The organism is Lysinibacillus sp. Y5S-8 (genome assembly GCF_036894365.1).
GTDB classification, from domain to species: Bacteria; Bacillota; Bacilli; order Bacillales_A; family Planococcaceae; genus Lysinibacillus; species Lysinibacillus fusiformis_D.
On sequence record NZ_CP145889.1, the window covers coordinates 222,621 to 235,247 of the forward strand.

Here is a 12,627-nt window from a genome sequence, read left to right on the forward strand (position 1 = left end):
ATTTTTTCTATGTTTCATGCATGATTGTAGAAAATTATATTGAGAACGATTATCAATTATAATAAACTGGGAGATAGTGATAATTGGAAGGAATGATGTAGGATGCTGCCAAAAGAGGAGTTTTTTTTTCTTTGGAATCATGCAACGATTAAAGTACTCGATATACGATATGAACTATTTAAACCTGAAGAGATTGGGAAATTATATAAATTGCCTGCTAATATGTTTCTTTATGCCACAGGTGGAGGTGCAGAAATCCAGATCGATTTAACAAACTATACACTAGAGGGCTTTCATCTTATTCACGGTGGAAAAGGCTCCACTTTGCAAATCGTGGCAACAGACAAAGGGTTTGAATACTACATGGTATTTTATCGAGCTTCCATTCCTTTAACCCTTAATAAAATGATAGCAAGAGCCATGCAAAGCAATAATCCTTTCAACTATCAATACAGTCTTATACCTAACTCACCTATTACTATGTTTAAAAAAATACATTATATGTATATAGAATGGGGAAATGCTAATAATCTCAGCAAATTTACCATTAAATCGCTATTCTATCAATTATTAAATGAGATTTTCAAGCAGTTAGAACAAGATAGTATCGACATTCAAAAGCTGAATGTCTCTAATCAAATTAAAGCCTATCTAGAAGAAAATTATGCACAGCCATTGACTTTAGAATCAATTGCGAAGGCATTACGCTATAGTCCATCCCATTTATCCATTCAATTCAAGCAACAAATAGGTTGTAGTCCGATTGAGTATTTAATTCAGCTCCGCATTGAAAAAGCTTCTATTTTGCTTGAGCAGACAAATGCTAGCTTACGCGATATCGCAATGGGTGTCGGTTATAACGATGTTTATTATTTTAGTAGACTATTCAAAAAGAGAGTAGGCGTTTCCCCCACAAAATTTCGTCAAAGGGAACAGTTGAATCGTCTAGTAAAAGATAGTCCTACAATGTCTGAAAGATACTCCATTGTCGATTGGAGCTTCCAAGATTATATTGAGAATGGTTATCAATATAATGAAAGGAAGTATGAACCAATGAATAAAAGAGGATTATCAGCTATTGCAACACTCTTTCTATGTCTGACACTTTTATTAAGTGCTTGCAGTAGTGGAGCAACAACAAATACTGGAAGCGGGGAAAAACAGGCCTCTACGGCACAAGCAGTCAGCGAATCACAAACAAAAATTGTATCCACTATGAAAGGAGATGTAGAAATACCTGTAAATCCTGAGCGAGTAGTGGTGATGTATTATACAGGTGATGTACTAGCTTTTGATGTGACACCAGTGGGCTCCTCTAAAATACAAGAGGGAGCAGCATTTGAGGAAGAATTAAAAACAGTTGAAAGTTTAGGTGAGTGGTTCGAACCAAATGTGGAGGCAGTAATCCAATTAAAACCTGACGTCATCATTATCCCAAGTAAGGATGAGCTATATGAGCAAATGCAAAAAATTGCACCTACTGTCATGATCGATTTCTCTACATCACTGGATGACCGTTTAACGAAGATTGGTGAAGTATTAGGGAAAGAGAAAGAAGCAAAAGAGCTTTTAGCTAATTTCTATACAAAAGTAGAGAACAGTCAAGAGAAGCTGAAAGAGGCAGGTATTTTAGATAAAACAGTTAGTATTATGGAAGGTGGCAAAGGACAAATGTCCGTAGTGACAAGCTATACCTATGGACGTGGTTCCCAAGCTATTTATGAGTATTTAGGTTTGAAAGCACCTGATATTATTCAAAAGAAAATTGATGACAAAAACAACACGGATGAGGCAATCAATGTTTCTTTAGAAGTACTAACAGATTATGCAGGTGATTTTGTGTTCCGTTCATCCTACGAAGGAATGGTGGATTTAACAGATCATCCAGTTTGGTCTAATATTCCAGCCATTAAAGAAGGAAGACTGATTGAAATGGATTTTGGTTTTTGTTACTACAACGACATTTATTCATTAACAAAGCAGCTAGATTTCATCGTGGACAACCTAGTAGCTACGACAAAATAGTATAAACATTAGAGAGTGCCCCATAAATATCGTTTATGGGGCACTTCATAGTGTTGAAAACATAGAATTTTTGTGAAAGATGGAAATGGAATTTGTTGCAGGCTACTTGCTTTCCTGTGAGAGAGCGCTGAGCCGCTTCGTGCAGGGCTCACCTGACTCCCTATCCCATAGCCTTCCACTCCATAAAGATGTTTCTTTTTAGCAAAGGTTTTCAAATAAAGTGAAGGTATTCACTACTCTTTATGAAGGGGTATTGTCATGATCACTTCTCCACATTGAAAATAAGAGGCTATCCTTACTCTAATCATACAAATAATGGGCTACGGCTCGTATGAAAGATAAGGAAAAGACACTTTAGCACATGGTTGATCAGAGCGAACATAGTGAGTGAAGCCGCTCATCGGACGCTCCCTGGAAAGAACGCTGATTAACCCATTGCCTTTCAAAATAGCTGTTTCTGCCGTTGACATCACTTCTTTATGAGAAATAATGATGTAGTATCTGTTGATAATCCAATCTTGTAGAATATGTGCTAGTCAATTCATCATAAGTCTCCATCGATACCAGATAGAAAAAAGAAGAACAACTAACTTGAATTTAGTTGTTTCTTCTTTCAGAAGCGTCATGCTTATTTTCTTATAATTTGGAATGTGCCAGACGTAGTTGCTTGAACAATATGGCGATTTCCATCAACATAAAAGTTAGTATGCAACTTCTCACCTAGATCGTTCCTTTGAATAATGGAAGCATTTTTAGGCAAATTGTTAATAATTAATTCGATGTTTTCCTCGAATTCTATAGGTTTATTATTGAGTGTCACCTTGAATGTAATGTTATTTAATTTTCTTTTAAGCTGAATTTCTATGACACCAGTAGTATCCTTATCCACTAAAGTTGAGAGAGATGGAATAATTAATGTCATATTGGATTTGGTAGTTAAGATAAATCTTTCTGTGTGAACTCCTGGGTCAGTGACATTTATTTTTGCACTATAATCATTTCTATTTCTAGACATAGCCGTTGTTTTACCAGGCAATGCGGCGATATTGGAAAAATTAGGCTTCGTATTTTCAACTGATTGTGTTGGAAGTTTATATTTACCATTTACAAAATCAATTAAAATAGACACATTTGGAACTATTTGTTGCTGCACAGGTGTTAGCGCTTCAAACGCAGTTTTAACCTTTTGTACATCCTTAATTGTAGATGTTTTAGGTGATAGAGCAGCAATGGCATTTTCTACATCTTTGGCAGCAGTTTTATCCTTTACGACAAGTCGTTCAGCCTCTAATAATAGTTGCTCTGTACCATATGGTAAATAAGCATTTGTAAATTTTCGTAATGCATTATATTCAGCACGTGCTGCCTCAACTTCTTGATGGAAGCTTAAGCGTGAAGAATTTAATAATTGTATTTTCGTTACTACTTTGTCAATTGTCGTATTTGGACTTATATATGATGATAGTATTCTCTGTGTTTCAGCATTAACAAATGTTTTCTGTGCAGCGTTTAAAGAATTGAACCACTCCCTTGTAGCCAAAACATTTTCATAATAATTAACTGCGGTAGGTTCAACAGAAGCTAGTTTTTCTTCAATTTGTGAAGCGAGTTTACGATATAAAATTCTAGTATGTTGATGATTGGAAAGTACGTCATAATTAGTAACATACTGTTTTTCTGTTTCAGTCAAGTTGTTATAAGCTTTGAGAGCCGATTCCAATCTTGTTTGGAATGAGGAATATCGATCATCAATGATTGATATGAGCTGAACAACATTCCAGACATTAGAATTGTAGTAGTAGTTATTATTGTATGTGTAGGCTATTTTTGATGGCTCTGTAACTTCAGCTGCTGATGCTGGTGCACTGTAAAGAAGTGAAGGGATAGCAACTAAAGACAGCAAAGCCAATCTTTTTTTGTTTTTCATACTAAGAGAAGCCTCCTATTTTATTTTTCATGGTAGATGCAGTGGGAATCTATCCAAGATTTGGTGTTAAATCAATTTTATCATAGCCTAGGATCTTTTTATGCATTTTTTAGATGATTAGGTAGATTGGTTATAAAATTTATGTGAGCATCATATAACTTCAGTACCTATAGAGGAAGTTATATTTGTAAAGATAATAGAAATTTAATGAGAAAAACAGGTGATGTTGAGTAGAGAGCATGGTGAGTCAATTGGTTACAATTGATCCCGAAGGTTAAAAATGCATCACTAGGTACTGTTCAAAAGAAGAAAATGAACAATTCATCAAAGTATTATGTTGTAGCAGGTACATAAGAAAATCGACAAATCGCTGAAAATATTCATGATGTGATGAAGTATTAATTTGGGTGGTATGTAGACATTGAACAGATTAACAGTAGATGGAGAGCCAAGAAGTGAACGGTTACAAGCAAAATAGAGGCAAAATAAGCAGAAAAGAAAATTAAAGCAGCTGAACTGTCAAAAGTTACGGATGTGATACCTGAATAATTCAAGGATGTTCAGGATTTGTTCAGTACCATGTAGTAAGCTATTTTATGTAATCTTGTCAATGTCTTAAACTTTAAGCAAACCAAGAAAGACTAGGCTTCTTTTGTAAGCCTAGTCTTTTTTGTTCGTGCAATGGATAGGATTTCTGGAAGAAATGAATAGAGCTCATAAAGTGACGGATTCACCTTCCAAACTGGCGGTTAGAACGACATCATTCGCCTTTAAGTTTTTGGAATGGAGAAGGAGATGGTTGTGCCTTGATCAATGACACTGTTTATCGTTAATTCCACGCCAAATAATTGCTTTAGACGTTGTTCCGTATTGACAAGACCTACGCTTGTTTTCTTTTCAGGTATCCTATGTTCAAAGCCAACACCGTTATCAGAAATGATTATTGTAAAAAGCTTCTCCGTCTCTTTGATGCAGATGGTCACAGTGCCACCCTCCCGACGAGGTAAAATACCATGCTGGATAGCATTTTCGACCAAGGTTTGTAACGACAGTGGAGGAACAAACAGACTCATCTGATTAGGAATATTCCACACAACTCGTATCCTGTCACCAAAGCGAATTTGTTCAATTGCAATATAGGCGCGTACAAGCTTTAATTCATAGTCGATAGGCACGACTAAATCGACATTTTGGAAATCGAAACTCATTTGTAGGTAATCACTAAAGGCCAGTAGTAATTCCTCCATTTTTTCATCATCTACTCCATTTAAAGAAATAATAGAATTCAGTGTATTGAAGAAAAAGTGAGGTTGAATTTGTGCTTGGAGCCATGCAGCTTCAATGCGAAGACGTTCCTCACTAGATTGCTTCATCTGAATGAGTGCTTGAACACGTGATTTAAGCTCCATGTATTCCATTGGTTTCCTAATGTAGTCATTTGCTCCACTTAAAAAGGCGAGTCGAATATCTTCACTTTGCTGTCGAGCTGTTAAAAATAATATGGGCAGCTCTGAAATTGAGAATTTTTCACGAATGTACTTTGCCAATTCATAGCCAGACATATGCGGCATCATAATGTCGGAAATAACTAAATCAAAGCTACTCTCTTGTAGTTTTCTAAGAGCTTCGTTCCCACTTAAAGCTGTTTCAATTTCAAAGGGTTCAGTTGAAAATGCATTAACGAGAACTTGTAAGTTTACAGCATCATCATCCACGACAAGAATTCTTGCCTGACTGGTCACCAAAGTAGTTTCTTCAGTGGAAGCGGCAAAGCTTTCTTTCATTTGTGATAAATCATTTAACAATGACGTAAATTTTAATGATGTTGTATCCATCTCAGTATTTGAGTCACTGTATTCCACTGTTTGTGTCTTCGCTATGGGTAAGGAGAACGTAAAGGATGAGCCTTTCCCAAGAGTGGAAGTCAACGATATTGTCCCACCGTGCAAAGATATAAGCTCTTGGCAAATACTTAAGCCTAATCCGAGTCCCCCACTTACCGACGTCATTGTTGAATCAACTTGCTCATAAGGGTCGAATATTCTTTCTTGCATATCCTTTTCAATGCCAATTCCTGTATCTGTAACGGAAATATATAATTTTTTACCAATCACTTCGGCATCAATTGTAATGGAGCCCTGCTCTGTAAATTTAATGGCATTATGAATTAGGTTGGCAAAAATTTGAATTAATCGTGTCTCATCTGCTAACACAAATGGTGAATTAGTAGGTATCCGTATGATAAGCTCAATTGGTTTTCCTTTCAGCATAAAACGAAACATATTGCTAACCCCACTTGCGAGATTATAAGCATTCAAAGGTTTGGGCTGCAGTCGAAGCGTTTTTTCTTTTAGCTTTACTAGATCTAATAAATCATCTAGCATATGAGTCATGTGATTGCCGATTCTTACCAATAGTTTTAAATCACTTTGATCTTCTTTAGTTTCCTGTTTTGCTAACAAAGTTTGGGCGATGCTCATCATGCCATGCAAAGGGTTTCGCAGCTCATGAGAGGTATTTGCTAGAAAATCATCCTTTGTACTTATTTCTTTTTGTAATTTCACAGAAAGCTTTTCAGTTTGTAAGGTTGATTGAAAATAGCGTGTAAACCAAAATGCGGATAATGCCGTTATACCAATTAATAAATCAAAAGGATAATGACTATAAGGTAATGTAGCATTTTGTCTTATAGAAAAAAATAATGAATTTGTGACTACTGCTGTCCCCGTTAATAATAAAAATATTACGCCTTTTTGACCTTTTATCACGATAGACAATGTGAAAATCGTTATAATAATAGGCGAGACGATGAAAAGTATTGTGAATATCATTTTTGCTTTAAAAATGTATTCTATCGGGGTTACTACAATAAATAATAAATAGGTAGCACATAGCAAAGGAACAATCGTTAATATTTTGGGCTTAGCGTATTCCTTCATCAATTCACGTAGGAACAAAACAAAAAACATCATATTGTTAATATAAGAAAAATAAAATAATTTGTTTGCCCAAATCCAATTGATAGGTATGTAGCTAAATAAAATTTTATTGCTAGAAACGAGTACGGTTACACAGGTTGAAATAATAATGAAGGCAAAATAAAGAAGAGATTTATCCCGAATACCGATAATCCAAATTAGAATCGTAAATAAAAGATAAAAAATAAAGACTAAGCAAACCGCCATTTGAGTTGTAATGGAAAAGGTTTTTGATTGTTCCATAGAGTGCAAATCGCCAAAAATAATTTCTTTTTGAAACCCGCCTTGTACATATGGGTTTGTTTGAGCACCTTGGATAATAATTTCACTTTCATTATTATTAAGCATAAAATAATGGGTTACAGGTCTGCCAATAGGAGCAGTTTGAGTATAATCCGCTGTAAGATTCCCTAGCCCACCAATGAATTGACCATCTATGTAAAGCTCATAGGGTGCTAAACCTTCAGGAATCGTAATGCCATACATCTGAGGTGCAGTGTGTTCTCTGAGAATTTTTAAACGATAAGAACCATAATGAACCCCATCATTATGTTGAAAATACTGATCCCAAGATTCTGGTTGATTTGTATAAACTTTATGTTGTTCCACTGATTGGGTATTTTCTGAAGCAAGAAGGATATTAGGGTAGAATTCCCATTCTTTTTGTAACTTAATTATAAAATTATGGCTTGTATCAATATTTCTTAAATTAACAGTCCCTTGGATAGCATCGATTCCTGTTGAAATATTTGTGAAATTCATCCAAGTGAAGCGTATAAAAGTTAGAAAACAAAAGAATAACCCGGCAATTAGAAAAATAGTAAAATTTTTGGAAAGTATTTTCTTTTTCATCATAAATAATAGATTTCGACAAATAGGGTTATTTCTCCTTCAAAAGTAATGGTTTTTCTATCAATTCTTTTAATAATTATACGATAATAAGTAAAGGAATAGTTTTTTAGGAGGGGTCAATGTGAGAATCGTGCTAGTAGATGATGAAATTTTACCATTAACGAGACTAAAAACCTTACTTGAAAAAAGTAATGTCCCGGAAATTGAAATAGTAGGAGAATACACCGATTCTCTAAAAGCAATTGAAGAGATCCAAACGCTACAGCCAAATGTTGTATTTTTAGACATCGTGATGCCCGATTTGGATGGTTTAGCATTAGGGGAAAAAATTCAAGAGTTATTGCCCGATGTAGAAATCGTTTTTACAACAGGGTTTGATCAATACGCAATAGATGCATTTAATCTACATGCTATTGATTACTTATTAAAGCCTGTACAAAATGTCCGTTTAGAAAAGACCTTAGAACGTCTAGAACACATAAATAATAAACATAAAAAAGTTCCACCTAAACATACAATTATTAAGCTTTTTGGCGGTCTTAATGTTGTTACACCAGATGGTCATACACAGCTCATGAAATGGCGTACATCTAAAGCCAAAGAGCTATTTGCCTTCATGCTAAATCACCGTGATGAAATGATTTATCGTGATACGATTTTAGAGTTATTTTGGCCAGAGTCTGATATCGATAAAGCATCTAAACAGCTTTATACAGCTATTTATACAATCCGTCAAACATTAAAACAGTATGGAATGGATGGTGTGCAAATTTCAAGTCCTTTGCTGAATTCTGGCTATAAGCTCTTAGTTGAAAATGTTGTAGTGGATGTAGAACAGTGGCTGTCCTGTTTAAAATCATTACCCCCATTGCAAGAGACATCAGTTGATGAACATGAAAAAGTATTCCAAATGTATACAGGAGATTATTTAGGAGATTGCGATTATCTATGGGCGGAAAGTGAGCGAGAGCGCTTGAGGAGATTGTGGTTACACCATGCTCATCAGCTAAGCGAGTTTTATATAAAAAATGAGAACTACATGGCTGCAGTAAAGGTACAGGAAAAAGTCCAGGTACTTTTTTCTGATGCAGAGGAAAACTACTTCACTTTAATGAAGCTATACGATCTTCTAAATAATACAGCTGCCGTTGAGGAGCAATACTGGTTATTAAAAAAAATGCTTCAGGAGCATTTGGCAGTGGAACCAAGCGAGGAAATTGAGAGTTGGTATGAAAGCTGGAAACAAGCAAATGCTGTGCCTCATGCTCAAACCTTTAGTTCAACTATATGATTTTGTTATGAGGGGCTCTGTCATAGACAGAGCTTTTTGTTTTTAATAGTTCATAAGACCCTTATTATGAAATTTATATTGGTTGTAGATTTGTACGTATTTTTCTCTATAACTCTGTAAAATTCTACTTTATTCGCTAAATATTTTATTGTGATACAACCTTTCATCCTTTATCATTATTATAAAAGTGGGGGTGTTAGTTATGAAAAAATCTAAAGGTATTGCATTAAAACTATCTTCCCTAATTATAGGGTTATTTCTAGTCTTATTTTTATCCTATACAGTGACAACGGGAATTATTATAAAAAATCAAAGTGTGGAAGACTCAGAATATGCAACGGTGCAGGCTGCTGAATCTTCGGCTGCTATTATGAGTGAACGTTTCAAGAAAGCAAATACGGCATTGCAAACAACAAAGCAAATCATTGAAAGCATGCAGAAGAATAATGCTTTATCTTCCAAGGGTGTCTTAGACATTATGGAAAATAATCTAGCTAACAATGATGATTTACTTGGTGTTGGAGCTATCTTTGAGCAGGGTTCTATTATGTTAGATGCAAATGCAGAGGCTACTTTAGTTGATTCCAAAAAACGTTTTGGACCATACCTAAGCAAAGATGATAATAAGATCAGCACCACTTTAATTGAAGGGGTCGATGATAAAAGTGTTTCTGAATGGTACTGGGTGCCAAAAGAAGACGGACGCGCAGTTTTAACGGAGCCGTATGATTACAATGTAAATGGAAAGAACGTTTTAATGACAACCATTTCAGTGCCGTTAGTCAATGCTTCTGGATCGTTTTTTGGTGTATTGACGGCGGATGTATCGATAGATTTTTTAAATGGATTAACAGAATCTGTTGCACCAGAGGGTGGTTATGCGGGCATTATTACGAATAAGGGTGTACTGACAGCCAACAGTTTTGGTGAAGAGCTAGATGGGCGCAATATGCAAGAGGACCCGGCTTGGACAAGCATTAGTAAGACCATGGAAAATGATGAGCTTACAAGTATGTACGTTGATTCTAAACAGTTTAAGGAAAAGGCATTTAATGTATTTGCTCCAATGATTTTAGAGGATATTGACGAGACGTGGACTGTTCAAATTGTATTGCCTGAATCAAAAATTTTAGAGACATACAACCACGTCTTTGTATTTACAATTATTTCTTCTATTATTATGGTTGTTTTGATGACAGTTGCAAGTGTGCTATTCATTTACAAACAGTTAAAGCCACTCCAATTTTTGCGTGCGTCCATTGAAACAGCTGCAAAAGGGGATTTAACACAAAGAGTAGAGGAGAAATATATTAAGTCTGATGAGATTGGTGCAGTTGCACTGGCTTATAATAATATGCTGGATAAAACCAATAGTGCAATACAAACAGTGCTAAATTCTACAACATTATTGAACCAATCTTCTAATCAAGTACATGAGGTCTTTAATGAAATAGTAGCTTCAAGTCAAGAGGTTTCAGTAGCAATCAATGAAATTGCACAAGGTGCATCGAAGCAATCAGAGGATACTGAAGAAACCAATTATCGAATGATGGATCTATCTAATCAGATTGATGCCATTACGTCACTATCCAATGAGATGGATGAGCTATCTCATAAAACAAGTGCAACGACAGAAAAGGGATTGCATGAGGTTAATAGTTTACGAGAACATAATATAGAAACAAATGAGATGAATGGGCGTATTCAACAGCAAATGGAATCATTAGCTTCTAACATTGCCAATATTAATCAGATCATCGCTTCGATTCAAAGTATTACAGAGCAAACGAATCTGTTAGCTTTAAATGCAAGCATTGAGGCAGCTCGTGCTGGCGAACATGGAAAAGGGTTTGCAGTAGTAGCAGAGGAAGTAAGAAAGCTAGCAGAGCAATCTAAAAATGAAACAGAAATTATTAAGAGTACGGTAGAAAGTATTCTCGAAAATTCCCAGCAAACAGTAGCTGTTATTGCTTCGAATGCAGATTTAATGCATTCTCAAAATGAGTCCGTACAAAGCACACAAATGGCCTTTAAAGATAGTAGTGACTTGTCACGTTCAATTGCAGCTTCCATTAGTGAACTAATGAGTAAGCTATCTAGTATGTTAGAGCATAAAAATCAAGCAATTATGGCCATTCAAAGTATTTCTGCTATTTCAGAGGAAACAGCTGCCTCTGCTGAACAAGTAAGTGCTTCTGCAATGGATCAACAAGCAGAGTTACAAAAAGTAGCAGAGTCTATTCAAAATATGAATGATATATCAAATGAACTGCAAGAAGTCGTAAATCGATTTAAGCTAGCGTAAAGAAAAAGGCTGCCTAAAATATATAGGCAGTCTTTCTTAATGGTGAAGGGAAGAGACATTGACCTGTTAGCCATTCAGCACTACTATAATGAAGGGAAGGGGGGCATCAATATGATGTATCTCGGAATGATTTTCTTTCAAATTGTTGCACCTATTTTAGTGTTGCTTGTACTTGGCGCTATACTACAAAAGAAATTTCGTTTTAACTTAAAAGCATTGTCTCAGCTTATTACATATTGCTTTATGCCAGCTGCTGTTTTTGTTAATTTATATGAAACACGTGTAGAGCTGTCTGTTCTGGGAGAAGTCGGGTTATTTATTGTGCTTTTTATTGGGAGTCAAATGATACTCAGTCATTTTTTAGCGAAAGGGCTTGGTTTAGCCAAAACGGAGGCAGCCGTCTTTAAAAATAGTGTTGTGCTCATTAACTCTGGAAATTATGGTATTCCAGTGGCCCAAATGATTTTTGTAACACAACCTATTGGTGTAGCTATTCAGGTCATGCTCGTTATATTTCAAAATATGACAACTTATACATATGGTTTGTACAATTTAATTTCCTCTACGAAATCGGGTATGACAATCATCAAAGATTTCTTTAAAATGCCCATTATTCATGCGCTGATTATTGGTGTCGCTATGAACTATTTTAATATTGGTATACCGCAGTTTATCAAAATACCTGTAGAGCATGTCGCAGATGGATTTATTGCTGTAGCCTTAATTACGTTAGGCGCACAATTATCACAGCTTGAAATCAAATCTATGTTTAATAAAACTGTTTTTGTTAGCTGTTTTACAAGATTAGTTATTGGACCAGCTGTAGCATTGGTCATTATTTATGTATTGGGGTTAGATGGAGTTGTCGCACAATCTCTGTTTATAGCCAGTGCCTTCCCAACATCTCGCAATAGCTCTAGTCTAGCATTAGAATACGATGTGGAATCAGCTACAGCTGCTCAAACTGTTTTATTTTCAACCATTGTGAGCTGTCTAACAGTAACGATCGTGATTTATCTTGCGGAAGTATTATTTACTTAGTTGGATGAAAATTTTAAAATATTGAATGGAAAACTTCCATCTCTTAGAAATATCTGCTACACTAGCATCAAACTAAATAGTATTAACTAGGGGAGTCTGATGAGTCAGGCTGAGAGGGAAACGCTTAGAAGTTTCTTGACCCTTTGGACCTGATCTGGCTCATACCAGCGTGGGAAAGTTAAGAAGCTATTGCATCATATGTCGTGTG

At 35.5% G+C, this 12,627-nt stretch carries 6 protein-coding genes and 1 riboswitch; of the genes, 4 read left to right on the forward strand and 2 right to left on the reverse strand.

What is annotated here, in order from left to right:
• The first annotated feature begins 102 nt into the window (after window positions 1–102).
• Window positions 103–2,025: an AraC family transcriptional regulator gene (locus V6670_RS01065; protein ID WP_338652264.1), complete on the forward strand. Its 1,923-nt coding sequence runs from the start codon at window positions 103–105 to the stop codon at window positions 2,023–2,025.
• A 628-nt stretch (window positions 2,026–2,653) separates the two neighbouring features.
• On the opposite strand, the gene V6670_RS01070 is transcribed toward V6670_RS01065, so the two are convergent.
• A complete protein-coding gene (locus V6670_RS01070; protein ID WP_338652265.1) occupies window positions 2,654–3,952 on the reverse strand; it encodes a hypothetical protein in 1,299 nt (432 codons plus the stop codon).
• Between the two features lie 770 nt (window positions 3,953–4,722).
• Complete coding sequence (locus V6670_RS01075; RefSeq protein WP_338652266.1) at window positions 4,723–7,692, reverse strand: ATP-binding protein; 2,970 nt, start codon at window positions 7,690–7,692, stop codon at window positions 4,723–4,725.
• A 211-nt stretch (window positions 7,693–7,903) separates the two neighbouring features.
• Between V6670_RS01075 and V6670_RS01080 the strand changes: the two genes are divergently transcribed.
• The 3 genes from V6670_RS01080 to V6670_RS01090 all read left to right on the forward strand — a co-directional run bounded on the left by V6670_RS01080 (window position 7,904) and on the right by V6670_RS01090 (window position 12,419).
• On the forward strand, window positions 7,904–9,073 hold the full coding sequence (locus V6670_RS01080; RefSeq protein WP_338652267.1) for a response regulator: 1,170 nt from the start codon (window positions 7,904–7,906) through the stop codon (window positions 9,071–9,073).
• A gap of 202 nt (window positions 9,074–9,275) precedes the next feature.
• Window positions 9,276–11,378 (forward strand): methyl-accepting chemotaxis protein, encoded by a 2,103-nt coding sequence (locus V6670_RS01085; protein WP_338652268.1) that lies wholly within the window; start codon window positions 9,276–9,278, stop codon window positions 11,376–11,378.
• A gap of 111 nt (window positions 11,379–11,489) precedes the next feature.
• The gene (locus V6670_RS01090; RefSeq protein WP_036125640.1) at window positions 11,490–12,419 is read left to right on the forward strand and encodes an AEC family transporter; all 930 of its coding nucleotides are present in this window, start codon (window positions 11,490–11,492) and stop codon (window positions 12,417–12,419) included.
• A gap of 78 nt (window positions 12,420–12,497) precedes the next feature.
• A riboswitch (TPP riboswitch) is annotated at window positions 12,498–12,612 on the forward strand.
• The last annotated feature ends 15 nt before the right edge of the window (window positions 12,613–12,627 follow it).